Annotated in this window: 20 protein-coding genes; 11 read left to right on the top strand and 9 right to left on the bottom strand. The window is 70.2% G+C overall.

Annotation, left to right across the window (positions count from 1 at the left end):
- Positions 1–12: 12 nt before the first annotated feature.
- Together BJ992_RS08120 and mscL are read right to left on the bottom strand one after the other, a co-directional pair.
- Positions 13–1,098, bottom strand: coding sequence for an MsnO8 family LLM class oxidoreductase (locus BJ992_RS08120; RefSeq protein ID WP_184979296.1), 1,086 nt, complete (start codon positions 1,096–1,098; stop codon positions 13–15).
- Positions 1,099–1,151: 53 nt separating this feature from the next.
- Positions 1,152–1,583, bottom strand: a complete 432-nt coding sequence (gene mscL, locus BJ992_RS08125) for a large conductance mechanosensitive channel protein MscL (protein ID WP_184979297.1) — start codon at positions 1,581–1,583, stop codon at positions 1,152–1,154.
- 636 nt (positions 1,584–2,219) lie between these two features.
- On the opposite strand from mscL, the gene BJ992_RS08130 reads away from it, so the two are divergent.
- The 7 genes from BJ992_RS08130 to BJ992_RS08160 all read left to right on the top strand — a co-directional run bounded on the left by BJ992_RS08130 (position 2,220) and on the right by BJ992_RS08160 (position 14,910).
- Positions 2,220–2,519, top strand: coding sequence for a hypothetical protein (locus BJ992_RS08130; RefSeq protein ID WP_184979298.1), 300 nt, complete (start codon positions 2,220–2,222; stop codon positions 2,517–2,519).
- Positions 2,520–2,713: 194 nt separating this feature from the next.
- Positions 2,714–4,819 (top strand): glycogen debranching protein GlgX, encoded by a 2,106-nt coding sequence (glgX, locus tag BJ992_RS08135; RefSeq protein ID WP_184979299.1) that lies wholly within the window; start codon positions 2,714–2,716, stop codon positions 4,817–4,819.
- Positions 4,820–4,903: 84 nt separating this feature from the next.
- Complete coding sequence (gene treY / locus BJ992_RS08140) at positions 4,904–7,105, top strand: malto-oligosyltrehalose synthase (protein ID WP_184979300.1); 2,202 nt, start codon at positions 4,904–4,906, stop codon at positions 7,103–7,105.
- A 40-nt stretch (positions 7,106–7,145) separates the two neighbouring features.
- Positions 7,146–8,873: a malto-oligosyltrehalose trehalohydrolase gene (gene treZ / locus BJ992_RS08145; RefSeq protein WP_184979301.1), complete on the top strand. Its 1,728-nt coding sequence runs from the start codon at positions 7,146–7,148 to the stop codon at positions 8,871–8,873.
- Positions 8,874–9,183: 310 nt separating this feature from the next.
- Positions 9,184–11,211 carry a dynamin family protein gene (locus BJ992_RS08150; RefSeq protein ID WP_184979302.1) on the top strand — a complete coding sequence of 676 codons (2,028 nt, stop codon included), beginning with the start codon at positions 9,184–9,186 and terminating at the stop codon, positions 11,209–11,211.
- Complete coding sequence (locus BJ992_RS08155) at positions 11,204–12,949, top strand: P-loop NTPase family protein (RefSeq protein WP_184979303.1); 1,746 nt, start codon at positions 11,204–11,206, stop codon at positions 12,947–12,949. Before BJ992_RS08150 ends, BJ992_RS08155 begins: the two co-directional genes overlap by 8 nt.
- A complete protein-coding gene (locus BJ992_RS08160) occupies positions 12,946–14,910 on the top strand; it encodes a dynamin family protein (RefSeq protein ID WP_184979304.1) in 1,965 nt (654 codons plus the stop codon). Before BJ992_RS08155 ends, BJ992_RS08160 begins: the two co-directional genes overlap by 4 nt.
- Before the next feature lie 103 nt (positions 14,911–15,013).
- Here the strand turns inward: BJ992_RS08160 and BJ992_RS08165 are convergent, their stop codons facing one another.
- The 3 genes from BJ992_RS08165 to BJ992_RS08175 all read right to left on the bottom strand — a co-directional run bounded on the left by BJ992_RS08165 (position 15,014) and on the right by BJ992_RS08175 (position 17,348).
- The gene (locus BJ992_RS08165) at positions 15,014–15,856 is read right to left on the bottom strand and encodes a hypothetical protein (RefSeq protein ID WP_184979305.1); all 843 of its coding nucleotides are present in this window, start codon (positions 15,854–15,856) and stop codon (positions 15,014–15,016) included.
- Positions 15,853–16,536, bottom strand: a complete 684-nt coding sequence (locus BJ992_RS08170; protein ID WP_184979306.1) for a Crp/Fnr family transcriptional regulator — start codon at positions 16,534–16,536, stop codon at positions 15,853–15,855. Before BJ992_RS08170 ends, BJ992_RS08165 begins: the two co-directional genes overlap by 4 nt.
- Before the next feature lie 287 nt (positions 16,537–16,823).
- Positions 16,824–17,348 carry an RNA polymerase sigma factor gene (locus BJ992_RS08175; protein WP_184979307.1) on the bottom strand — a complete coding sequence of 175 codons (525 nt, stop codon included), beginning with the start codon at positions 17,346–17,348 and terminating at the stop codon, positions 16,824–16,826.
- A gap of 520 nt (positions 17,349–17,868) precedes the next feature.
- Between BJ992_RS08175 and BJ992_RS08180 the strand changes: the two genes are divergently transcribed.
- The 4 genes from BJ992_RS08180 (at position 17,869) to BJ992_RS08195 (ending at position 20,936) form a co-directional block, all read left to right on the top strand.
- A complete protein-coding gene (locus tag BJ992_RS08180; RefSeq protein ID WP_184979308.1) occupies positions 17,869–18,852 on the top strand; it encodes a MerR family transcriptional regulator in 984 nt (327 codons plus the stop codon).
- 64 nt (positions 18,853–18,916) lie between these two features.
- Complete coding sequence (locus BJ992_RS08185; protein ID WP_184979309.1) at positions 18,917–20,206, top strand: FAD-binding domain-containing protein; 1,290 nt, start codon at positions 18,917–18,919, stop codon at positions 20,204–20,206.
- Positions 20,203–20,505 carry an MTH1187 family thiamine-binding protein gene (locus BJ992_RS08190; RefSeq protein ID WP_184979310.1) on the top strand — a complete coding sequence of 101 codons (303 nt, stop codon included), beginning with the start codon at positions 20,203–20,205 and terminating at the stop codon, positions 20,503–20,505. Before BJ992_RS08185 ends, BJ992_RS08190 begins: the two co-directional genes overlap by 4 nt.
- 104 nt (positions 20,506–20,609) lie before the next feature.
- Positions 20,610–20,936, top strand: a complete 327-nt coding sequence (locus BJ992_RS08195) for a hypothetical protein (protein ID WP_184979311.1) — start codon at positions 20,610–20,612, stop codon at positions 20,934–20,936.
- 68 nt (positions 20,937–21,004) lie between these two features.
- On the opposite strand, the gene pgm is transcribed toward BJ992_RS08195, so the two are convergent.
- The 4 genes from pgm to BJ992_RS08215 form a co-directional block, all read right to left on the bottom strand.
- Positions 21,005–22,666, bottom strand: a complete 1,662-nt coding sequence (pgm, locus tag BJ992_RS08200; RefSeq protein ID WP_343072555.1) for a phosphoglucomutase (alpha-D-glucose-1,6-bisphosphate-dependent) — start codon at positions 22,664–22,666, stop codon at positions 21,005–21,007.
- A gap of 81 nt (positions 22,667–22,747) precedes the next feature.
- Positions 22,748–23,425, bottom strand: a complete 678-nt coding sequence (locus BJ992_RS08205) for a uracil-DNA glycosylase (protein WP_184979312.1) — start codon at positions 23,423–23,425, stop codon at positions 22,748–22,750.
- A gap of 94 nt (positions 23,426–23,519) precedes the next feature.
- The gene (locus tag BJ992_RS08210) at positions 23,520–24,419 is read right to left on the bottom strand and encodes a carbohydrate ABC transporter permease (protein ID WP_184979313.1); all 900 of its coding nucleotides are present in this window, start codon (positions 24,417–24,419) and stop codon (positions 23,520–23,522) included.
- Positions 24,416–25,804, bottom strand: a complete 1,389-nt coding sequence (locus BJ992_RS08215) for an ABC transporter permease subunit (RefSeq protein WP_184979314.1) — start codon at positions 25,802–25,804, stop codon at positions 24,416–24,418. The genes BJ992_RS08210 and BJ992_RS08215 overlap by 4 nt, the downstream gene beginning before the upstream one ends.
- Positions 25,805–25,814: the final 10 nt, after the last annotated feature.

Consider the following 25,814-nt stretch of genomic DNA (forward strand, 5'->3'; position numbering starts at 1 on the left):
GTTGCAGATTCGTTACGCGATCGCGCGCTCGGGGCCCCGCTCCCGGAGCATCCCGAAGGCCTCGGCGATCAGTTCGTAGGACCGCAGGCGCGCCGGCCCGCCGTGCACCGAGGTCGTGATCATGAGTTCGTCGGCGCCGGTCCGCTCACGCAACGCCTCCAGGCCGGCGCGCACCGTGGCGGGATCGCCGTGCACGACATTGGAGAGCCAGTCCTCCACGAAGCCGCGCTCCACCTCGGAGTAGGGGTGGGCCTCGGCCTCCTCGGGGGTCGGCAGGGGTGCCGGCTGACCGCGCCGCAGCCGCAGCATGCCGAGCGCTCCGGTGAGAGCTCGCCGCCGCGCCTCGTGCGCGGTGTCCGCGGCCACCGCACCGACCCCGATCATGGCGTACGGCCGGTCGAGGACCGCCGACGGCCGGAACGACGAGCGGTACAGATCGAGCGCCGGGACGGTGTTGGCCGCGCTGAAGTGGTGAGCGAACGCGAACGGCAGGCCGAGGAGCCCGGACAGGCGCGCGCTGAAGCCGCTGGAGCCGAGCAGCCAGATCGGCGGACGGCCCGAGCCGGGGGCCGAGGCCTCACCGGGGACGGCCCTGATGCGCTCGTACGGGCTGCCGGCCGGGTGCGCGTCGTCGAGGAAGCCGATGAGATCGGTCAGCTGGCGCGGGAAGTCGTCGGCGTCCGGGGTCGCCTCACGGCGCAGCGCGCGTGCGGTCGCCTGGTCGGTGCCGGGAGCGCGGCCGAGACCGAGGTCGATGCGGCCCGGGTGCAGCGCGTGCAGCGTGCCGAACTGCTCGGCGACGACCAGCGGCGCGTGGTTCGGCAGCATCACCCCGCCGGAGCCGAGCCGGATCGTGGAGGTGTTCGCGCCGAGATGAGCGATGATGACGGCCGGTGAGGAGCTGGCGACACTCGGCATGCCGTGGTGCTCGGCCACCCAGAACCGGTGGTAGCCCCACTGCTCGGCCCGCCTGGCGAGCTCGGTGGAGGTCCGCAGCGCGTCGGCCGGCGTGTCGCCGGCCCCCACGGTGGCGAGGTCGAGCACGGACAGGGGTACGGTCGCCTCGCCTCGCGGGACACCACGGATCTCATCGGTCACCTTCGCGGCAACCGGGACCGGCCGGTCTCTATTCCGGCATACGCATCCGGCCGTCAGACGGCGGGCCGGTCGTCGGCCGGCGGGACGGTGGACAGCTCCACGGTGCAGAACGCGCAGCGGCGGGCCTCCACCGGGATGTCGCTCAGGCACTCGGGGCAGGTCTTCTCGGTGGTCTTCTTGTCGCGGTCGAAGAAGCCGATCACGCGCGTCATCGGCAGGATCACCAGCCAGTAGACGACCGCGGCGATGATGAGGAAGGTCAGCAGGTGGTTGACGAAGTCGCCGTACTTGAACACCGCGCCGTTGACGCTGAACGTGTACCGCGAGAAGTCCGGCTGCTTGCCCCCGGTCACCGCCGCGATCAACGGCGTGATCAGGTCCGCGACCAGCGCCTGGATCAGCCCGCTGAACGTCGCGCCGATCACGACGGCGACGGCGAGCTCCACGAGGTTGCCGCGCATCAGGAACTGCTTGAATCCGCTCAACGTCGTCTCCTAGGGGGGTGCGCGCGCCGTCGGCGCGACGGCGAGGGGGGTTTCGCGGGACCACCCGCGAAGTACCAGGCAAACATACCGATCCCCGGACCTCGCACGGACGTCTCCCGCCGCACACGGAGCCGAGCGAGGACGAGGTCGCCGGCGTTCCCGGCGCGGTGTCCTCTCCCGCGCCACACCGAGCCGAGCGCGGGCCATCTCCGCTGACACCCTTTACCTGGGTCCCTTACTCGGCTAAAGGCGCGGACCGCGACGGCCGTTGGCCTGCGACCACCCCCGCCGGGAAACCGCGTCCCGGTCCGGCGCTGTGACGCCGCGCGGTATTCCCTGCGCGCACCGGGAGAGGTATATACGGAAGACAGTGTCTTGTGTGGCTATCGTCATCGGCGGTGACGCACAGGGACGAACAAGGAAACAGAAGGTCAGCCCCTGACGGAAGCACACCCCGGACCCGTGCGTCGCGCCACACGGGCAGGGAGGCCGTACGGGACGGGGAGGGCGCGCGCGGGTAGGACGCGCGACCGCGCGGCATCGTGGGGATGATGCCGCGGTCACACCGGGCCGGTGGTGGGGACGCCGCGCTCCTGGCGACGGTCACGCGAAGGACCCAGAGAGGAAACGGTCCTCATGAACGTCGGCATCGCCGGCCTCGGAACGGGGTTGTGGCACGCGCTGCGCGAACGCGCGGTCACCCGGCACTGGGAGCTCAGCGACGCGCTGTTCGCCGAGATCGACGGATTCGCCTGGGTGCAGGGCTGGGCCATCGGCCGCCGGCGCACCCGCCACACCTACCGCGACCCGCGTTTCGACCGTGTGCTGGCCTGCCGTTCCTGCGCCGGAGACGGCGCCGTGGACGGCCGTGCGTGCCGGGTGTGCGAAGGCGCGGGCCTGATCAACTTCGTCGAGCCGCCACGTCGGCGCCGGTGAGAGCGAGGCGCGTCAGGCGCTGGTCCCCGGTGCGGGTACCGTAACGGATCAGGGGGCCGGCCGGGTGGACGGCGAGTTCCTCGTGGACGAGAGGAACCGCACGATGCCGGTGACGGGGCTGTGAAACTCGCACTCGGCTGCGCTCCGCCGCATGGTCGGGAGACCATGGGGCAAATCCCTATCCGGGTGGTGACATGATCGAAACTTGGCCCGGCGACCCCTATCCGCTCGGGGCGACATACGACGGCGCGGGGACCAACTTCGCGCTGTACACAGAGGTCGGCGAACGCGTGGAGCTCTGTCTCTTCGACGACGACCACAACGAGCAACGCGTCGCGCTCACCGAGTGCGAGGGCTTCGTGTGGCACGGGTACCTACCCGGCATCGGCCCGGGACAGCGGTACGGCTACCGCGTCCACGGGCCGTACGACCCCACGCGCGGCCAGCGCTGCAATCCCAACAAACTGCTGCTCGACCCGTACGCCAAGGCCATCGACGGCACGGTCCGCTGGGACCAGGCCGTCTACGGCTACCGCTTCGGCGAGCCCGACAGCCGCGACGATTCCGACTCGGCGGCGTTCGTGCCGAAGTCCATCGTCGTGAACCCGTTCTTCGGCTGGGGCCACGACCGGCCGCCTGCCACGCCGTACCACAACACGGTGATCTACGAGGCGCACGTGCGGGGGCTGACCATCCAGCACCCGCGCATCCCCGAGCGCATCCGCGGCACGTACGCCGCGCTCGCGCACCCGGAGATCATCGACCACCTGACCGGCCTCGGGGTGACGGCCGTCGAGCTGATGCCGGTGCACCAGTTCGTCACCGACCACACCCTCCAGGAGCGCGGCCTCACCAACTACTGGGGCTACAACACCATCGGTTTCTTCGCACCGCACAACGGCTACTCCAGCTCGGCCGAGCGCGGCGGCCAGGTGCTGGAGTTCAAGGCCATGGTGAAGGCCCTGCACGAGGCCGGCATCGAGGTCATCCTCGACGTGGTCTACAACCACACCGCCGAGGGCAACCACCTCGGGCCGACCTTGAGCATGCGCGGCATCGACAACGGGTCGTACTACCGGCTCGTGGACGACGACCAGCGCTACTACATGGACACCACCGGCACCGGCAACAGCCTGCTGATGCGCTCGCCGCACACCCTGCAGCTCATCATGGACTCGCTGCGCTACTGGGTCATCGAGATGCACGTCGACGGCTTCCGCTTCGACCTCGCCGCGACCCTGGCCCGCGAGTTGCACGAGGTCGACCGGCTGTCGGCGTTCTTCGACCTGGTGCAGCAGGACCCCGTGCTCAGCCAGGTCAAGCTCATCGCCGAGCCGTGGGACGTCGGGCCCGGCGGCTACCAGGTCGGCAACTTCCCGCCGCGCTGGACCGAGTGGAACGGCCGCTACCGCGACACCATCCGCGACATGTGGCGCGGCGAGCCGGCGGCGCTGCCGGAGTTCGCGTCCCGGCTCACCGGGTCCAGCGACCTCTACCAGGACGACAGCCGCCGTCCCGCCGCGTCCATCAACTTCGTCACCTGCCACGACGGTTTCACGCTGCGGGACCTCGTGTCGTACAACGGCAAGCACAACGAGGCCAACGGCGAGGGCAACCGCGACGGCACCGACGACAACCGGTCGTGGAACTGCGGTGAGGAAGGGCCGGCGTCCGGGGCCGTGGAAGCCTTGCGTGAGCAGCAGAAACGCAACTTCCTCACCACCTTGTTCCTGTCGCAGGGAGTGCCGATGCTGTCGCACGGCGACGAGCTCGGCCGCACGCAGCAAGGCAACAACAACGCCTACTGCCAGGACAACGAGATCAGCTGGGTCGACTGGTCCGACGTGCGGGAGAACTGGCTGCTGCTGGAGTTCACCCAGCGGCTCGCCGACCTGCGGCGCGGCCACCCGGTGTTCCGGCGGCGCCGCTTCTTCTACGGCCGGCCGGTGCGCGGGTCGGGTGACGAGCTGACCGACATCGCGTGGCTCACGCCGTCCGGCAGCGAGATGACCGACGCCGACTGGCACAACGGGTACGCCAAGTCGCTGTGCGTGTTCCTCAACGGCGAGGCCATCACCGAGCCGGACCGGCGGGGACGGCGCATCGTGGACGACTCGTTCCTGCTGATGTTCAACGCGCACCACGAGACGATCCGCTACACGCTGCCGAAGGTGTACGGCGACCTGTGGGTGCCGGAGATCGACACCGCGGCCCCCATCGCCGTGGACACCGAGGTGTACCGCGCGGGTGAGCAGGTCCCGGTCGCGGGCCGTTCGGTCCGCGTGCTGCGCCGCGCCTGACCCCGCGACGGCGCCGGGACACCCGTCCCGGCGCCGTCCTGTAGATCCCTCGACTTTCCGGACCGACCTCAGGAAGGACCTCCGGTGACCGTCCCCACCCCGCCGGCCGCGACGTACCGGCTGCAGCTCACCCCCGCCTTCGGGTTCGCCGACGCGGCGGGCCTGGTGGGCTATCTCACCGAGCTCGGGGTGAGCCACATCTACCTGTCGCCGATCCTGCAGGCCGACCCGGGTTCGCTGCACGGCTACGACGTCACCGACCACTCACGGATCCGCGCGGAGTTCGGCGGTGAGGCGGGGCTGCGCGCGCTGGCGGCGGCCGGGTTGCCGTTGATCGCCGACATCGTGCCGAACCACATGACGGTGCCGGTGCCGGAGTCGGGCAACCGGCGGCTGTGGGAGATGCTGCGCGACGGTCCCGGCTCGGCTGCGGCCCGCTGGTTCGACGTCGACTGGGAGGCGGGGCCGGTCGCGCTGCCGGTCCTCGGCGAGGGGACCGATGTCGCGGCCGAGGTGGTCGCCGACGGGGACGGCCTGCGGTACCACGACCACCGCTTCCCGCTGCGGCCCGGCTCGTCGCAGCTCGCGGAGCAGCACTACCGGCTCGTCCCGTGGCGGCAGGGCCCGGGGTACCGGCGGTTCTTCGACGTCAACTCGCTCATCGGGCTGCGGGTGGAGGACCCGGAGATCTTCGACGCCACCCACGAGGTGATCCTCGGCCTGATCGCCGACGGCGTGATCGACGGCCTTCGGGTGGACCATCCCGACGGGCTGGCCGACCCGCGTGGCTACCTGGCGCGGCTGCGGGAACGCGCGCCGGTGTGGACGGTCGCGGAGAAGATCCTCATCGACGGCGAGCGGCTGCCGTCCGGCTGGGCCTGCGACGGCACCACCGGCTACGACGCGCTCAACATGGTGACCAGGCTGTTCGTGGACCCCGCAGGGTCGCAGAGCCTCATCGACACGTTCGTCAAGCACACCGGTGTCACGCAGGACTACGACGTCGTCGTGTACGAGGCCAAGAAGCAGGTGCTCGCGCAGTTCTTCGGCGTCGAGCTGGACCGGCTGTCCCGCGGTGAGCCGTCGCTGCGCGAGGCCATGGCGGAACTGCTCGCCGCGATGCCGGTCTACCGCGCCTACCTCGTGCCGGGGGAGGAGCCGCCGGCCGAGAGCCTCCGCCTGATCGGCTCGGCCGCCGAGCTCGCCGCCACGCGCACCGACCCCGACGCCGTGCGGCGGGCCGCCGAGCTGGTGGTCGGCGGGCCGCCGGAGACCGTCGTGGGGTTCCAGCAGGCCTGCGGCCCGGTCATGGCCAAGGGGGTCGAGGACACCGCGTTGTACCGGTGGTACCCGCTGTCGTGCCTGAACGAGGTCGGCGGCGAACCGGACCGGTTCTCCGTCACCGCCGAGGAGTTCCACGCGTTCTGCCTGCGCATGTCGCCGAACACCATGACCACCCTGTCCACCCACGACACCAAGCGCTCCGAGGACGTGCGCGCCAGGCTGGCCGTGCTGTCGGAGATCCCCGGCGAGTGGGCCGAAGCGGTGGCCGAGTGGTCGGCACGCGTGTCGTTCGACCCGCGCCTGGACTATCTGGCCTGGCAGAACCTCATGGCGGCCTGGCCGATCAGCGTGGAACGGTTCGGCGACTACCTGTTCAAGGCCGCTCGTGAGGCCAAGACGTCCATCTCATGGATCGCTCCCGATCCGGCGTACGAGGCGGGGATCCGCGACTTCGCGGCGCGTGCCATCGAGGAGTGCGGCCCGTCGGTGGCGGCCTTCACCGAGCGCGTGGACCGCTACGCGCGGGTCAACTCGCTCGGCCAGAAGCTCGTGCAGATCATGATGCCGGGGGTCCCCGACGTCTACCAAGGCACCGAGACCACCGACTTCTCGCTGGTGGACCCCGACAACCGCAGGCCCGTCGACTTCGCCTACCGCCGTTCCCTGCTCGCCGACCCGGCCGGCGACAGCTGGGACGCCGCCAAGCTGCACGTCACCCGCACCGCGCTCGCCGTACGGTCCCGCCTCGCGCCAGGCGCGCCGTACGTGCCGCTGACCACCACCGGTGAGCACGTCATCGCGTTCAGCCGCGGCGGTCGCGCGGTGGCCGTGGCGACCCGCCACCCCGCGGGCCTCGCGCGCCGCGGCGGCTTCGGCGCCGAGACCCTGGCCCTGCCGTCCGGCCGGTGGACGTGCCGCCTCACCGGCGAGCGGTACACCGGACGCATTCCACTCGCTCACCTGCTGGGACGTTATCCGGTCGCTCTGCTGGAAAGGGATTAGTCCCACCGGTCCGCGCACCGTTCAGCGATTTTGGAGACACATGTTCGAGGTCTGGGCACCGTTCGCCACCCGCGTCGACGTCGAGATCGACGGCGCGCACCGCCACGAGATGACCCGTGGCGACGGCGGCTGGTGGACGGCGGAGGTCCCCGGCGCCGGCCACGGCACCGACTACACCTTCCGTGTCGACGACGGCGACCCCCTCCCCGACCCGCGGACCCTGTGGCAGCCGTCCGGGGTGTTCGGCCCGAGCCGCGTCTACGAGCACGAGCGCTTCCCGTGGACCGACCAGTCGTGGCACGGCCGAGTCCTCCCCGGGTCGGTCATCTATGAGATGCACGTCGGCACCTTCACCACCGACGGCACCTTCGACTCCGCGATCGAGCGCCTGGACCACCTGGTGGACCTCGGGGTGGACTTCGTCGAGCTGCTGCCGGTCCCGCCGGTCCCCGGCCGCCACAACTGGGGGTACGACGGTGTGGACCTGTACGCGGTGCACGAGCAGTACGGCGGCCCCGACGGACTGAAGCGTTTCGTCAACGCCTGTCATCTGGCCGGCCTCGGCGTGATCATGGACGTGGTCCACAACCATCTCGGCCCGTCCGGCAACTTCCTCGCGCCGTTCGGCCCCTATTTCCACGACTCCGCGTCGTCGTTCTGGGGTCAGGCCGTCAACCTCGACGGCAAGCACTCCGACGAGGTCCGCCGCTACTTCATCGGCAACGCGCTGCACTGGCTGCGCGACTACCGCGTGGACGGTCTGCGTCTCGACGCCGTCCACGCGTTCCACGACAAGCGCGCCATCCACTTCCTGGAGGAACTGGCCGTCGAGGTCGAGTCCCTGTCCGCCGCCGTGGGACGTCCCCTCACTCTCATCGCCGAATCCGACCTCAACGACCCCCGGCTCGTCACCCCCAGAGAGTCCGGCGGCTACGGCCTGCACGCCGTGTGGGACGACGACGTCCACCACGCGCTGCACTCGGCGCTCACCGGCGAACGCCACGGCTACTACTGCGACTTCGGCTCCATGGAGGTTCTCGCCAAGGTCCTCACCTCGGCCTACCTGCACGACGGCACCTACTCCACCTTCCGCGTGCGGACCCACGGCCGTCCCGTGGACCGCCGCACCACCCCCGGCCACCGTTTCGTCGTCGCGCTGCAGAACCACGACCAGATCGGCAACCGCGCCAGAGGCGACCGCCTGCCGATGGAGGCCCTGCGGATCGGCGCCGCACTCCTGCTGACCTCCCCGTACACCCCCATGCTCTTCATGGGTGAGGAATGGGGGGCCACCACCCCGTTCCTCTTCTTCACCGACCACACCGAGCCCGATCTCGCGACCGGCGAGGCCGAACGCCGCGAACGCGAGTTCGTCGGCTTCGGCTACGACGACTGGCTCGGCACCGCCCCCGACCCCCAGTCCGAGCAGACCTTCCACATGTCCAAGCTCAACTGGCCCGAACTCACCACCCCCGACCACGCCGACCTCCTGGCCTGGTACCGCGACCTCATAACCCTCCGCAAGACCCACCCCGCCCTGACCGACCCCCACCTCGACCGCGTCCACGCGACCTACGACAACGACGCCACCTGGCTCACCGTCACCCGCGCGAACCTCCGGATCACCGCCAACTTCGCCGCCACCCCCGTGACCCTGGAAACCCCACCGGGAACCATCCTCCTCACCTCCGACCCCAAGACCCACCTGGCGGACACCTCCCTCACCCTCCCTCCCAGGTCGGTGACCATCCTCCAGACCACACGGTGACCCCCGTAGCCGCGCCGTAAGAGCACCGGTCATGCCACATGGACCTGACGCGTACCGCGTTCCGTAGATCCACCTGATCGGACATCTCTCTCTTTTCCTGCCAGATGTACCGCGTGTGACGTTCACTGAATTCTTGACTTCTGGTCTGCATTCTCCGGCAGGAATTTCGCTTCCCGGCATCGCATGATCCATTGCGCCGAAAAATCGGCATATATGCCATCTATGGGATCAATTGGGAAAGCAACCATTTGTGCTACTCGCGCGTCTTGTTGGCATGGTTCGCTGTTCTCGTTTCCCGGAGGAGGGGGCGATGAGAGGCAATGACAATGCCGGCGCCAAGGCGGCTGATCATTTGGATTTCGCCGAGGGCCTGCTCGACTTGTTCGACGCGAGTGACCGGCGCAGGGGCGATTACCTGGAGCGTATCGCCAGGGTCAGGGCCCGGCTCGGCGACGACCGGTTCTACCTGGCGGTGATCGGGGAGTTCAGCAGCGGAAAGAGCACGTTCATCAATGCGCTTCTCGACGCGGAAATCTTCGCGGCGAGCGCCTTGGTGACGACGAGCGCGTCGGTGCGGGTGCGTTACGGGCCGGCTTTCGGTGTGCGCGCGGTGTTCGGAGACGGTTCGGTGTGGGAGAGAACCGCGGGGGCCGGTGAACACCTGGACGGTGCGCGGGGGCCGGTCAAGCCGGCGGACGGTGGCTTCGACGGGGAGCCGACCACGCGGCAGGTGCGCGAGCATCTGGAGCGGACCGGCGTGCTCGAGGCGCTGACGATCCTCACCACCGATCCGGGGGTGGCGCCTCAGGTGGAGCGCGTCGACGTGACGTACCCGTCGGCGCTGCTGGAGACCGGCTTGGTCGTCATCGACACGCCGGGGACGAACTCCGGCGACGGGGAGCACGGTCACGCGCACGCCGCCATCGCGAGGCAGGTGGTCACCGAGGCCGACCTCGCCGTCGTCGTCAGCGCCGAGAGCAAGATCATGACGCTCTCCCTGCAGGACTTCCTGACCGGCGCGCTGGACGAGGGACTGCTGGCGAGGTGCTGCTTCGTCATCACCTACGCCGACCAGATCGAGCCCGACGAGTTCGACGACCGGCGCCGTGACGCGGCCCGGCGCATCGCGGGACCGCTCTCGCTGACCGACCCCCCGATCATCTTCGCTTCGCCGAAGCAGGTGGTCGCCGCGCGGCGCGGCACCCTGCCGGAGGACGGCGCGGTGTGGGTGGAGCGGTTCGGGGCCACCCGGCGCTGGCTGCACCGGATCGCCGCGCTGCGGCGGCCCGCCGCGGTGGCCGACACCGCGCTGCGGCTGTTGCAGGAACTGCTGGACCAGCTCGACCGCGAGCTGGAAGGCGAGATGCGCACGCTGGAGAAGCGGCAGCACGAACTGGACGCCGTCGCCCCGGCCGACATGGAGGACTTTCTCGCCGACCGGCTCACGGCAGGGGTGCGGTCCATCAGGCGAGCCGAGAAGCGGGCCCTCACCCGCGTCGGCGACCTGACGGACTCCGCGACCGACGGCACCGAGAGCGCGATCCGTGCCGCGATCGCCCCCTGCGGCAACGGCAAAGCGATCGAGAACGTCGTGAGGAACGAGGTGCCGAGCCTGGTCAGGGACAGGTTGAACACGCTGGCGGAGGGCTCGGCGACCGCCGTCACCGAGATCCTGCGGCGCGAGCTCACGACCCAGGCCGAGGCGCTGCGCGCCGCCTTCACCGCCGAGTACTCCAAGCTGGAGCGGATCGACGCGGCACCGCTCACCGGTGACACCGCTCATGTGGGCCTCGCCGGGATCGTGGTCGGCGCGGACACGTTCTCCGCGGCCGCCGCGATCGGCGCCGACGACAGCACGCGGGACGCGCTCTCGTTCGGCGGCGGGGTCGGGGCCGGCGCGCTGCTCGGCACCATGATCCTCCCCGGGATCGGCACCGTCGTCGGCGGTGCCCTGGGGTTCGTGGTGGGTGCCCTGTTCGCGGCGGACATCACCAAGGTGCGTGCGCGCGCCACGGAGAAGGCGACGGCGCCGGTCCGGCCCGTCTTCCTGGAGGCCGGCCGGCAGCTGAAGGACGCCGTCGCGGGGTCCGCCGACGGATGCGAGAAGGAGCTCCGGCGCCAGGCGGCGTGGTACCGGCGCACGTACAGCAAGACGATCGACGCGCTCCACCAGGAGCATCACCGGCGGCAGAAGTCCCTGAACAGCCGCCGCGACCGCGTCAGGGCCGCGCAGAAGGAGAGCGCCGCGCGCGGAAGGTCGGTGACCGCCGAGCGGGTCCGGCTGCGAACGGTGGACCGCCTGAACACCACCGACCCCTTCGGAGGGTGGAATGACTGACGACAGCGGTACCTGGCCCGGCGTCACCGTCGGCGACCAGGTCAAGGAGTGGCTGGACGGCGCGCGCGCCGTCGCGCGGACAGCGGGGATGGACGCCGCCTCGGACGAGGTCGACGCGATCGTCTCGCACGCGCTGCGCATGAGGGCACGTGTGGTGGTGACGTCCACGTCGTCACGGCTCAGGTCCTGGCTGGTCAACGAGCTGCTGGGCCGTACGGTACTGCCGGCCGACCCCGGGGCCGACGTGCCGATCGTGATCACGCCGGGCCGGATCGACCACCTGGAGGCCGAGACCGCCGGCGGGCCGAGCGCTCGCAGGCTGACCGCGGACGACCACTGGCACCGTGACGGCGACCCGGAGGTCGCGGCTTTCCGGCTCCAGCTCCACGACGACACCCTGGAGCAGGGAGGGCTGGATCTGGCCACGGTGTCCGCGTCGGCGGAGTCGTGCCGGAACACGAGGTCACCGGCGCGGTCCGTCCTCGCCTCCGCCGACGCGGTCGTCATGCCGGTCACCGCCACCTCGGCGATGACGATGACCGACATGACGTTCCTGGAGGAACTGTTCCGCCTCGGGGTCTCGCCTGCACGTGTCCTGGTCGTGCTGAGCAGGCTGGAACTCGTCGAGGAGGACGACCGCGCCGAGGTGCTGAACTACGTGACCAGGCGGGCCGCGAAACTCTCCCCGCTGCTGACCGTGGTCCCGGCGGAGGTCGCGGCCGAACAGGAGATCGCCGCCGGCGTACGCGCCTGGATCACCGACACCATCCTCCCCACCGCTCGCACGGCCCGTATCGAGCACATCGGCCGCAGGATCACCCAGTGCCTCGCGAGCGTGCGTGCGACGGCCGAGCAGGCGATGCGGGACGCGGCGGCCGAGCGGGAACGTCTCGCCGGCGAGACCGCCGGACACCGGTCGCGCGTCGCCGACCGTCTGCGGATCTTCGACGAGCTCGCCGTGGACGTGCAGAGCAAGCAGAACCAGGTGCTCGACGACCTGCGCCGCGAGCGGGACCGGTTCCGTGAGGAGCTGACCGCGTCCGTCCTCCACCAGGTGGACCGGGCCGGGGACCCCAAGGAGTGGATGGAGGCCGAACTGCCGTACCAGCTGGAGACCCGGCTGGCGGCCTGGGACGGCAACGTGCGCAAGGTGCTGCACGCCACCACCGGACGCCATCTCGACGAGGTGACCGGCGCGCTCGCCACGTCGTTCGGCCTGCGCCTCGATCTGCGGGCCGAACCCCTCGGCACCGGCCCGGCCATCCCCGTCATGGGAGACATACGCCTCGACGACCTGCGTCAGCGCAAGCTCCTGTACCGCATGGGGCCGACAGGTGTGGCGCTGCTGGCGGCGTTGCTCGTCCCCGGCTTCGGCCCCCCGGCCGCGTTGATCGCGTCACTGGTCGGCACCGGGCTGGCCGAGGTCCGGCTGCGCACCCTGGTGAACGAGCAACGGGCCCTGCTGAGGAAACGGCTGCCCGGCGTGGTCGACGCCGCGCTCGATCCCCACACCGACACGATCACCGACCACCTGTCGCGGGTGTACCGGCACGTCCACGACGAGGTGCTCCGGCTGCGGAACCAGTGGCGCGCCACCATGGCGGAACCCGCCGTCACGCCGCTTCCCGCCGCGCCGGACTGGCCGGCCGTCGTGGCCGGCGCCGAGGAGCTCACGGCGACGATCCGCGCCGGCGCGGACGTCGTCGTCTTCACCGACGGGAGAGGGGTACGCCGATGACGGCGATACAGGACGGCTCGGGTTTCGACCAGTTCCAGGGACTGCGCAAGGAACTGATCGAACTCATCGAGCGGCTTGAGGGGGTCGTACGCGGGGCCGGCCAGCCGACGCTGGCCGAGACCGTCGCGGAACTGCGCGGCAGGGTGGCCAACGACACGTTCACCGTGCTGGTGGCCGGGGAGTTCAACGCGGGGAAGAGCACCACCATCAACGCGATGCTCGGCCAGAAGGTACTGCCGGCCAGCGGCAACCCCACGACCGCGGTACTCAGCGTCGTGCGCTGGGGTGAGACGGAACAGGGATTCCTCTACCGGGTGGACACCACCAAGATCGACGGATTGGACGAGGCCGCGGTTCCGGTCGCCGTACAGGACCTGACCCGGCATATCACCATCGACTCACAGTCCGACGGGCCGAACACCTGGGGGATGGCGGAGATCCGCTGGCCCCTGGAGCTCTGCCGCCGCGGTGTGGACCTCGTGGACTCCCCAGGTCTCAACGAGAACATCGAGCGGGCGAGGATCACGCTGGAGTTCGTCAACAAGGCCGACGCCGTCGTGTTCGTCTTCAGCGCGCTCCAGGCGTTCTCCGAGAGCGAGCAGAAGATCATGGAGGAGCATCTGCAGATGTTCTGCCACGACAACATCTTCTTCCTCGTCAACCGCGTCAACCAGGTCGACGAGGACGACGTGGAGAACGTGAAGGCCGGCGTCCGCGCACGTATCAGGGAGCGCTGGGACGTCGGCGACGATCGGCTGATCTTCGTCAACGCGCAGGGAGCGCTCAAGGGCCGGCAGAACGGCGACCCGGCGCAGGTGGAGGCGTCGGGGCTGCCGGTCTTCGAACGCAGCCTGGAGCACTTCCTGACCACGCAGCGCGCTCGGTTGAAGATCGTGCCACCCGCGGCCCAGGTGCAGACGGTCGTCGCGACCACCCGGGACGCCATCGAGGACGTGCTCGGCCTCCTCGACCGGAACAGGAAGGAACTCGCCGACAAGTACGAACAGGCCCGCGGGCCGCTGGAGCGGCTGCGCCAGGACCGCGCGCTCATCGGCCGCAGCATGGACAACCACCTCGCGGCCACCCGCGCGCAGATACAGGAACAGGCGAGGCGGCGGCTGATCCAGGCCGCGGACCTGTGCCTGAGCTGGGGTCACGAGGTGGAACGCTCCAACAAGGTGACGCTCAACGTGTTCAAGGCCAAGGAGAACATGAACCTCCTCGCCGAGGAGATGACCGAGGCCCTCGGGAACCGGGTCCGTCAGTACCTCGACGACTGGCGCAAGGGGGAGCTGACGGACCTGATCCGCGCCAGGGTCGAGGACCTGGAGGCGCAGGTCGGCGAGAAGCTGGACATGTTCGACCGGGACCTTGAGGACATCCGTGTCTCGATCTTCGAGCCGGCCGGGATCGCGGAGCAGCGGTCGCCGTCGGCGCTCAACCGCGGGCTCTCGACGGCGCTCGGGTTGTTCGTCGATCCGGGGTCGGCGCTGGTCGGCGCGCAGTTCGGGTTCAAGGACATGCTCAAGGGAGTCCTGCCGCAACTGGCGCTCGCCTTCGGCATCGGTCTGCTCGGATTCGGCCCCGGTGTGCTGTTCGCCGCTCTGGCCGGGGCCGGTCTGATCCGCACGTTGTGGAAGCTGGACAAGCTGAACAAGTCCATCGTGGACACCGTGGCCGACGCGGTCGCCAAGAAGCTTCGCGACGAGGCGCCGGAGATGGCGCGGCTGATCAGCGACAAGATCTACGCCGAGTTCGCCAAGCAGCAGCGCAGGGTCGACGAAGGGCTGGCGTCGGCCGTCGCGGAGGTCGACGAGAAGGTCCGGTTCGCGCTCGGGGAACTGGAGCGGCACGAGGAGTCCAGCGAGCAGACCAAGAGCGAGCTCAAGGCCCACCGCAGAACCCTCGTGGAGATCGACCAGCGAGCCGCGTCCGTGATCAAGCAGTGGGCCCTCAGCTGATGTCCGCGTGTCCCGTGGACCGCCGGAGCCGGCGGTCCACGAGGACGCCTGCCGCCGGCCCGGACCGTGTCCGGCCAGGTCCGGGCCAGGTCCGGGCCGGCGGTCAGCCGTCCGCGTCCGCCATGTCCGTGGCGTGGCCGTCGTCCAGGCCGTGGCCGGTGTCGGCCCCCTCGGTGCTCCCGTCGTACGGCGATCCGGCGGTGTCGTACCCGGAAGTGTGGTCGGCCGCGTCGAGGGCCGCGGTGAAGATGCTCGTGAGACCCGTGGAGATGGCGACGACGGCCGCACCCATGGCCACGTCCCTGGCCAGATGGCCGCGTGACGTCTCCCGTGGGCCGGTCGCCGCCATCCCCGCGTGGTCGAGGCGGGGAAGATGCGTCCACGCGTCCGCCGTGAACCCCTTGGCGGGGATCTCGATGTGGACCTTGGTGAACGCGGCGGGGTCGAGACCGGGATAGCCGTGCGCGATCACGTCGTGATACAGGTCGTCCGCGACGATCAGCGCGATGTCGTGACCGGGGTTGGCGCTCAACGTGTCACGCAGGACCACCGAGTCGAGCAGCCGGGAAACGCCGATCACCGCGTCGCCGACGTATCCGGCGGCGGCGCGATGGACGATGCCGACCGACAGCGCCACCCGCAACCTCAGGCGGCGGCTGCTCAGCACGTGCGAGTTGGCCCGGCCGACGGCCCAGCACAACCCGTTGACCAGGCCGGGGACGACACGGGGCTCGTCCACCCCCGGTGGCTGGATGACGAGAAGACCGTCCCCCTGGTCCTGTACGTCGTTCATCACCCAGGGGACCTGCGCGTGCGCCATCGCCTCCTTCACGATGGCGACGAGCCGTTCCTGGAGCGCGATGTGCGCGACGTTTCCTCTGGAGCTGTACTTCTCGATGTCGAGCGCCAGGCAGATCCGGCGCCGTCCCGGCGGCAAGGCGTTCACCTTGTGATCCTTTCGTGGAGCGGCGGCTCGGGCCCGGTGTCTACCAGGGTCTGGAGCCGGAACATGTCCTTCACGATGAGCCGCCGGTAACGAGCGGTGATCACACCCTGCTCGCGGAGAGCCGCGAGGCCACGCCTGATGCTCTGCTCGGTGGCTCCGACGAGCGCGGCGAGATCGGCCTGACTGAGCGGGACGGCCAGCACGAGCCCTTCGGCGTCGTCGCGGCCGTAACATCCGGCGAGCTTGTGGAGCACCCTGGCCAGGCGCAGGTTCACCGGCACGCCGTTCAGGTCGGCACGGTGGCGGATCGACTCACGCATCTTCGCGGTGACGCCGTTCTGTACCGCGCGAGCGGTTCCCGGGTGATCGGCGAGGAAGTCATGCAGCACGTCGGCCGGTATCGCCGCGACGACGACCTGACCGGCGGCCTGCACGGTCGCCGACCGCGGTCCGCCGTCCAGGACGGCGAACTCGCCGACCATGTCCCCCGCCGTGCGGATCGCCAGAAGCGCGGTGTTCCCCTCGGGGTTCCCGGCCATGACCTTCACATAACCGGAGACGACGACGTAGGCCTCTTTCGCGGGCTCGCCGACGCGTATGAATACGGTCCCGCGCTCGAATCTCCGCGGGAATGCCGCGGCGAGAAGCGCGCGGCGCTCGGTGACGGAAATCGCGGCCATGAGACTGCCGTGCGGCCAGCGACAGGAATCAAGGCCCCCCGGCCATTCCGATCGGATCATGGATCTCCCCTGGGTGACCCGGTATACACCCCTGGTCACCAAAATACGCCTGCGCGGCATACCGTGTATATCCGTCGGCGGCGATTTCGATGCCGAAATCGAATACCACGAGGCGGGAAGATCGTGAAAACGGAGCTCGCCGGCCGGGAAGGGTATTCGCGCGCCGGTGGGATCGCGTCGGGTGCACGGCCTCGGAGGATTTCCGCGCCGGCCGGTGTGAGGCGGGGTCAGGCGGCGTGGCGCGTCAGAAGAGCCGAGAGGCGCTGGAGCCCACGGGAGGTTCTGGCTTTCACGGTACCGAGGGGGACATTGAGGTGGACGGCTATCTCGCGCTGGGTGAGTTCGCCGTAGTACGCGAGCTCGATGGCCTCTCGCTGGGGAGCGGGAAGGACGGCCAGAGCACGCGTCAGCTGATCGCGATGCCCCAAGGTGTCCGCCGCGTCCCGGCCGTCGGCACCCGCCGGGTCCGCCACCGCGTCCAGCGGCACGGTCGTGTGGGAACGAGCCCTGAGATGGTCGATCGCACGCTTCCTGGCGATCCCGAGCAGCCACGCCTCCAGGCTCCGCGTCGGATCGTAACGGTGCGCCGACCGCCAGACCTCTGAGAAGACGACCTGCCGCACGTCCTCGACGTCCTGCGGCGGCACAAGCTTCCGCAGATAACCGCCGACCAGGGACGCATGCGTCCGATAGCACTCGGCGAGCGCGTCCTCGTGCCCCTGAGCCAGACGATGTTCCAGTGTCTCCGCCATGACATGTCCCTCGCGTCACAAACTTACTCAAAACCTATTCATAGTCGACCCACCCCACCCCCCGCAACCAAGCAAACGCAAAAACAGCCCCCCACCCGCGGCAGCCCCGACGACCGGCACCGACGCGGTCGCAAGGGTGTGTGGCGAATTCGGCCCCGTCGCACGCCGATCCGGTGGGTCTCCGCTCGACCGGCGCCGGCGCGGTGGGAGGGGTGTGGTGGATCCGGTGCCGTAGTGGGCCGGCCGAGGTGGGTCTCGGCTTGCTGGGACATGCGCGACGGCCGGAATCCCCCTTCGTCTCGGGTCCGCTTGATCGGCGCCGGCGCGGTGGGACGGCGCGCGGTGAATCCGGCGCCGCTGTGCGGTGATCCAGGTGGGAGTCACGGTGGCTGCGTCCGGGGAAGGCACTCCGCTCGAAGTGACGAGAAGGAGACCTCGGTCGTGCCGGACCAGGCACGGGTGACGGTCTGCACCTGGCAAGGTTTACTCCGGCGGTACAGCAGACCAAGGCGCGGTTCACATGATCGATCACAGAGGCGAACCGTCCTCCGGCACCCGACCGGAGGACGACTCAAGCAGCGGCCCCAGTTACGGCATCGGCGCGGTGGCCCGCCGGCTCGGTGTGCCCGCACCCACGCTGCGCACCTGGAACCTGCGCTACGGCATCGGCCCGAGTCACCGCAGCCCCGGCGGCCACCGCCGCTACGGCGACGCCGACCTGCGCCGTCTGGAGGAGATGAACCGACTCATCAAGGCCGGTCTTCCACCTGCCGAGGCGGCCCAGGCGGCTCTCGGCGCCGGGGCCGTCCAGCGGCAGTCCGGTCAACCCGGCGCCGTCGCCGTCGAGGAGCCGGAAGTCCCCGTGGGGCCGGGCCGGCCCGTTCCCCGGCCCGGGCCGTCGGCCGTCACCATCCTCACGCGGGCCGCGCTCAATCTCGACGCCGTCACCGTCAGCCGTACGCTGGAAGCGGCGCTCTCCTCCCACGGCGTCCCCTGGACATGGGACCACCTGGTCCGGCCCACCTTCGCCTCGATCGTCCGCCGCCAGCAGGCCACCGGGGCCGACATCCACATCGAGCACCTGTTCTCCGAACGCCTCCTGGCGGCCCTCACCCCCCTCACCGGCCGCCCCGCCGACCCGGCGCATCCGCGCGTCATCCTGCTCACCTGCGCGGACGAGGAGCAGCACACGCTTCCGCTCTACGCGCTCGCGGCCACGCTCACCACGGCCCATCGCCTGGAGACACGGCTGCTCGGACCCCGCACCCCGTACCCGTCGCTGGCCGCGGCCATCCGCCGCCTCGCTCCGGCGGCCGTGTTCATCTGGTCGGAGCGGGAGGAGACCGGCGACCCGGCCCCCCTCGCGGACCTTCCCGTCCTGCGGCCGCCGACCCGGGTCATCACCGGCGGCTACGGCTGGCCGGTCGCCGACCTGCCGCCAGGCGTCACCCATGCCGAGTCCCTCCCCGACGCGGTGACCAAGATCCTCGCCACTCTCACCTGACCGTGGCCCGGCCGGGCTCTGCGAAGGTGCAACCGGGGGAGGGTGACACGGCGAAAGAGTAGGTGTGGAGACCGTCGTGGTGTTGTTCAACCGGGATCTGCGGGTGCACGACCATCCGGCGCTGGCCGAGGCATGCGCGCAGGCGCGGTTCGTGGTGCCGTTGTTCGTGGTGGACCAGGGAATACGGCCGCGGCAGCGCGGCCGGTTCCTGTCCGAGGCGCTGAGCGATCTCCGGGAGAGCCTGCGCGACCTCGGAGGCGAGCTCCTGCTGCGGCAGGGGGACCCGGTGGACGAGGCCATGCGGGTGGCGGAGCAGGCGCGGGCCGAGGCGGTGTGGGTCAGCGGGGACGTGACGCCGTACGGACGCCGCAGGGAACGGCGGCTGGCCGAGGCGTGCGAGGGGCGGCGCATGGGGTTCCGGGTGTTCCCCGGGGTGACGGTGGTGCCGGCGGGGGACGTGCGGCCGGGGACCGGAGACCACTACCGCGTGTTCACGCCGTACTGGCGGGCCTGGACGGCCTGCGCGCGGCGTGAGGTGCTCGCGCCGCCGTGGGAGGTGCGGACCCCGGACGGGCTGCCTCCGGGAGAGGTGCCGGCGCGGCCGAAGGCGTACGGGAACATCCCCGGCGGGGAGTCGGCGGGCCGCAGGCGGCTGGATCTGTGGCTCAAGCTGTGCCTGGCCGACTACGACGAGGGCCACGACGACCTGTCGGAGGACCGGACGTCGATGCTGAGCCCCTACCTGCACTTCGGGTGTGTGTCCCCGAACGACGTGGTGACGCAGGCGGCGGGCCGGCCGGGGGCCGAACCGTTCGTCAGGCAGTTGTGCTGGCGCGACTTCCACCACCAGGTGGTGTACGCGTTCGGTGACCTGTCGCGGCGCGACTACCGGAGCAGGGACGTCCGGTGGCGGGACGACCCGGAGGCCCTGGCGGCCTGGAAGGCAGGCATGACGGGGATCCCCGTGGTGGACGCCGGCATGCGGCAGCTGCGCGCCGAGGGGTGGATGCATAACAGGGCACGGCTGATCGTGGGGTCGTACCTGACCAAGCACTTGAGGATCCACTGGCGTGAAGGCGGCGACCACTTCATGGACCTGCTGCTCGACGCCGACTTCGCCAACAACTGGGGGAACTGGCAGTGGGTCGCCGGAACGGGGAACGACACCCGGCCGAACCGTGTCCTGAACCCCGTGCGGCAGGGGAGGAAGCTTGACCCGGAGGGTGAGTACGTACGCAGGTACGTGCCGGAGCTGGCGGACGTCCCCGCCCCGCTGATCCACGAGCCGTGGAAGGCGAGCCCGCCGATCCCCGGTTACCCCGCTCCGATCGACCCCGGGACAATGGACGCATGATCGTAGCCTTCTCCGTCACCCCGCTCGGCACCGGTGTGGACGTCGCCGAACCCGTGGCCCGCGCCGTGCGTGTCGTGCGCGACAGCGGCCTGCCGAACCGCACCGACGCCATGTTCACCACCCTCGAAGGCGAGTGGGACGAGGTGATGGACGTCGTCAGGCGAGCCGTCGACGCGGTGGCCGAGGTGGCCCCGAGAGTGAGCCTGGTGCTCAAGGCGGACGTGCGTCCCGGGGTCACCGGCGCCATGACGTCCAAGGTCGAGTCCTTGGAGCGCCATCTGGGTGACCGCTCGGAGTGACCACAGGTCGGATCCACGCGCTGTCATCTTCCGGACATATCCGTGATGTCCATCTTTGCTGGGGGAGAGTTCACGCGACACGCAACCAGCGGAGAGGACTTCTCATGCGAGTGACCATCGGCCGCAAAGCCATGCTGACAGCCGTGGGAGCGGCGCTGGTGGGTGCGCTGTTACCCGCCGCGGCTCCCGCGAACGCCACCGCCTGGAACTGCCGAAGGGTCATCGCGCAGGACGTGCGGTGGTTCGCCTACTCCACCGGCACCGCGACGAACCCGCCGTACTCGCTGCCGAACGGCCGGCTGTTCAAGAGTTTCGGCGTGTCCAACGGCCGGTACAGCGCGCAGATCGTCACCCCGTACGCCGCCGCCGGCTGGGTCACCGCCGACAGCCAGTACGTCACCCAGGTCCCCGACTCCACGTGCAACTGGTGACCATGCCGCCGTGCGGCGCCTGACCGTGGTCCCGGGGGTCCACAGCCCCGGGACCACGGCTGGCCGGATCATGCGGAGCCGAGTGTCGCCGTCACCAAGGAGCGGGCCTCCTGCTGCACCCGGGTGAGGTGGCCGGGGCCCTGGAAGGACTCGGCGTAGATCTTGTAGACGTCCTCGGTGCCGGAGGGCCGCGCGGCGAACCAGGCGGACTCGGTGCTCACCTTGATGCCGCCGAGGGCCGCCTCGTTGCCGGGGGCCGCGACCTGGACGGCGGTGATGCGGTCGCCGGCGAGGGTGGTGGCGGTCACGTCATCGGGGGAGAGGCGGGCCAGGGCCGCTTTCTGCTCGCGGGTGGCCGGTGCGTCCACGCGCGCGTAGGCGGGGTCGCCGAAGCGGGACGTGAGGTCGCGGTACAGCTCGGACGGGGTGGAACCGGTGACGGCGATGATCTCCGACGCCAGGAGCGCGAGGATGATGCCGTCCTTGTCGGTGGTCCACACCGAGCCGTCGCGGCGCAGGAACGACGCGCCTGCGCTCTCCTCGCCGCCGAAGCCGAGGGTGCCGTCGAGCAGGCCGGGGACGAACCACTTGAAACCGACCGGGACCTCGTACAGGTCACGGCCGAGGTCGGCGGCCACCCGGTCGATCATCGAGCTGCTCACCATGGTCTTGCCGACCTGCGCGCCTGCGGGCCACTCGGGCCGGTGGGCCCACAGGTAGGAGATGGCGACGGCCAGGTAGTGGTTGGGGTTCATCAGCCCCCCGTCGGGGGTGACGACGCCGTGCCGGTCGGCGTCGGCGTCGTTGCCGGTGGACACCTGGAACGCCTCGCGGCCGGCGATCAGGGACGCCATCGCGTGCGGCGACGAGCAGTCCATGCGGATCTTGCCGTCCCAGTCGAGCGTCATGAACCGCCACGTGGGGTCCACCACGGGGTTGACCACGGTGAGGTCCAGCCGGTGCCGCTCGGCGATGGCCCCCCAGTACGCCACACTGGCCCCGCCGAGCGGGTCGGCGCCGACGCGCACCCCGGCGTCGCGCACGGCGTCCAGGTCGAGCACCGACGGCAGATCGTCGACGTAGTGACCGAGGAAGTCGTACCTGCCGGTGGTCTCGGCGGCGATCGCGCGCGCGTACGGCACGCGCCTGACCTCCTTGAGGCCGTCGGCGATCAGCTCGTTGGCGCGGTCCTGGATCCAGGAGGTGGCCCCGGTCTCGGCGGGCCCGCCGTTCGGCGGGTTGTACTTGTACCCGCCGTCCCCCGGCGGGTTGTGCGACGGCGTGATGACGACGCCGTCCGCGAGCCCGGTGGTGCGGCCCTGGTTGTAGGTGAGGATGGCGTGTGACACGGCGGGGGTCGGCGTGTAGCCGTCGCGCGAGTCGACGAGGACGGTCACGTCGTTGGCCGCGAACACTTCGAGCGCGGTGACCCGCGCGGGCTCCGACAGCGCGTGGGTGTCCACCCCGAGGAACAGCGGCCCGTCCACCCCCTGCCGCGTGCGGTACTCGCAGATGGCCTGGCTGGTGGCGAGGATGTGGTCCTCGTTGAAGGCCGTCCTGAGCGACGACCCCCGGTGGCCCGAGGTGCCGAACGCGACCCGCTCACCGGGTGCGGCGGGGTCGGGGTGCAGCGCGTAGTACGCCGTCACCAGACGGGGTACGTCCACCAGGTCGGATGGCTGCGCCGGCGTTCCGGCACGCTCGTGGGCCACGACGAACTCCTCGTCCACGCATTTTCCGGTCGAACGGGCACTACCCCGGCGGTCACCGCATCATTCGGATGATAAAGGTGACCGCCGCGACGCGGTGCGTCAGGGTAGCTTCCACTCGACCGGCGCGGCCCCCTGCTCCTCCAGCAGCGCGTTGGCCCTGCTGAACGGCCTGCTGCCGAAGAACCCGTTGCGCGCGGACAGCGGCGACGGGTGCGCCGACTCCACGCACGGCACCTGCTTGAGCATCGGCTTCAGCGACCGCGCGTCCCGGCCCCACAGGATGGCGACCATCGGCGTGCCACGGGCCACGAGCGCGTGAATGGCCTGCTCGGTGACCTCCTCCCACCCCTTGCCCCGGTGGGACGCGGGCTTGCCGGGTGCGACGGTCAGCACGCGGTTGAGCAGCAGGACGCCTTGCTCGGCCCACGGCGTGAGGTCGCCGTTGGACGGCTTCGGCAGCCCGAGGTCGGTGTTCAGCTCCTTGAAGATGTTCACCAGACTTCCGGGAAGCGGCCGTACGTCCGGTGCGACGGAGAAGCTGAGCCCCACGGGGTGGCCAGGCGTCGGGTAGGGGTCCTGGCCGACGATGAGCACCCGGACCTGGTCGAACGGCTGCTGGAAAGCCCGCAGCACGTGTTCACCCGCCGGGAGGTAGCGCCGGCCGTCGGCGATCTCCTGACGCAGGAAGTCGCCGAGCGCGGCGATGCGCTCTGCGACGGGTGCCAGAGCGGTGGCCCACCCTGGTTCGACTACTTCGTGTAATGGACGTCCGGTCATGCCGGGATCTTAGCCGCGCGCTCCGACAGCCGAGCACGAACGCCTGAGCCGGGTACCCGCCTGCCCCCGCGAGACGGGCACCCGGTCTGAGGTGCTACTTCACCGAGCCCGCGAGCAGACCCTGGACGAAGTAGCGCTGGAAGGCGAAGAACAGCACCAACGGGATGATCAGCGACAGAAACGCACCTGGCGCGAGGATGTCGACGTTGGTTCCGAACTGCCGCATCTGTGACTGAAGTGCCTTGGTCATCGGCTGCGCGTCGCTGTCGGCGAACACCAGGGCCACCAGCAGGTCGTTCCACACCCACAGGAACTGGAAGATCCCGAGCGAGGCGATGGCCGGCTTGGCCAGCGGGAACACCACCGTCGCGAAGATCTTCCACTCGCTCGCGCCGTCCATGCGCGCCGCTTCGAGCAGCTCGCGCGGAATGCCGGTGAAGAAGTTGCGCAGCAGGAAGATGGCGAACGGCAACCCGAACGCCACGTGGAACAGCACCACGCCGGGGATGGAGCCGAAGATCCCGAGCGTGCCGTACAGCTTGGCGATGGGGATCAGCGCGATCTGGATCGGCACCACCAGCAGCGCCACCACGACCAGGAACAACGCGTCACGTCCGGGGAACTCCATCCACGCGAACGCGTACCCCGCCATGGCGGCGATGCCGATGACCAGGACGGTCGCCGGCACCGTGATCGCCACGGTGTTCCAGAAAGAAGCGGTGAAACCGCTGGCCAGGATGTTGGAGTAGTTCTCCAGCGTGAGCTGCGCCGGCTTGGTGAGGATCGTCCACCAGCCGGTGGAGTTGTTGTCGGCGTCGCCACGCAGCGACACGACGAGCAGCCCGAGCGTCGGCACCAGCCAGAACAGCGCCAGCACGATCAGCACGACCTGCACGACGCCGCCGCCGAGCCGGTCCACGACCCTGCCGAGCGCGCCGCGCCGCACCGCGCCTGCGGCGCCGGAGTCGGGCCGGGTGGCGGTCATCGTGGTCATGTCTGCTCCCTACGGAACCGCCGGATGTTGAGCGCCATGAACGGCAGCACCAGGACCAGCAGGAAGATCGCCAGCGCGCTGCCGAGCCCCTGGTTGCCGCCGCCGCCGAACGACACCCGCCACATCTCCAGCGCGATGACGTTGGCGTTCGGCTGCACCGAGCCAGGCGCGATGACGAAGACCAGGTCGAACACCTTGAGCGTGTTGATGATCATCGTCACGAGCACGACGAGCAGCACCGGGGACAGCAGCGGGATGGTGATCCGCCGGAACACCTGCCACTCGGTGGCGCCGTCGATGCGCGCGGCCTCCAGCGCGTCACGCGGGATGGCCGACAGCCCCGCCGCGATCAGCACCATGGCGAACCCGGCCCAGACCCAGATGAAGGCCCCGATGATGGCCGGGGTGATCAGCGCGGGACCGAGCCACGTCACACCGTTGAACGCCTCGGAGAAGTTGGACGACGGCAGCCGCACCTCGTACGAGCCCGCCGGCAGCCCGGTGAACCTGAACGTGCCGTCCGGCGCGGTCTCGGTGGTGGCGCGCACCGCGCCGCCGGACACCGCCTCCACCGTGACACCCGGCAGGCCCTTCTCCTTGGGGTCCATCTTGTTGACGGTCCCGCCGCCTGGCACGAAGTCCAGCCACACCGTGCCGGTGACCTCACCCGGTGCGGCCGGGGCCTGCTTGGCGGCGGCGGCGTCCTTCGGCACGGCGTCCGGCTTCAGGCCGACCAGCGGGATGTCCACCGGCTTCCCCGCCTCGACGGGCTGCCGGGTCACGACCGCGCCGTTGTCCACCACCGCAGGCGCGGCGTCGTTCTCCCGTGGCCGCGCACCGGGGTAGCCGCTGCTCGGCAGGAAGACGTCGTGCACCGAGGTGATGACGGCGTTGGCGACACCCCGGTCGGGGTCCTGCTCGTACACCAGGCGGAAGATGACACCGGAGGCGAGCAGCGACACCGCCATCGGCATGAAGACGATCAGCTTGAACGCCGAGGCCCAGCGGATGCGCTCGGTCAGCACGGCGAACAGCAGGCCGAGCGCCGTGACGAGGCTCGGCGCCACCACGACCCAGATCAGGTTGTTCCTGATCGTGGTGAGCATGCCGGAGTCGGTGAAGATCGATCCGTAGTTGCCGAGGCCGACGAAGGCGTCGCCGTTGGCGTCGTACAGGCTGCGGAAGATCGAGTAGATGATCGGGTACACCACCCAGGCGCCGAGCAGCACGAACGCCGGGAGGAGGAAGAACAACGCGATCTTCGGTGAGGGTCCGAGGTTGCCTGAGCGTCCGAACCCGCGTGCCGGTGGAGCTCCGGGGGAGGCCCCGCCGGCGACGTCACCGTCGCCGGCCGGAGCCTGCGGGCCGTCCAACCGTTCGGTCACGGCCGTCGCC

Source organism: Sphaerisporangium rubeum (assembly GCF_014207705.1).
In the GTDB taxonomy this organism is placed as follows: Bacteria; Actinomycetota; Actinomycetes; order Streptosporangiales; family Streptosporangiaceae; genus Sphaerisporangium; species Sphaerisporangium rubeum.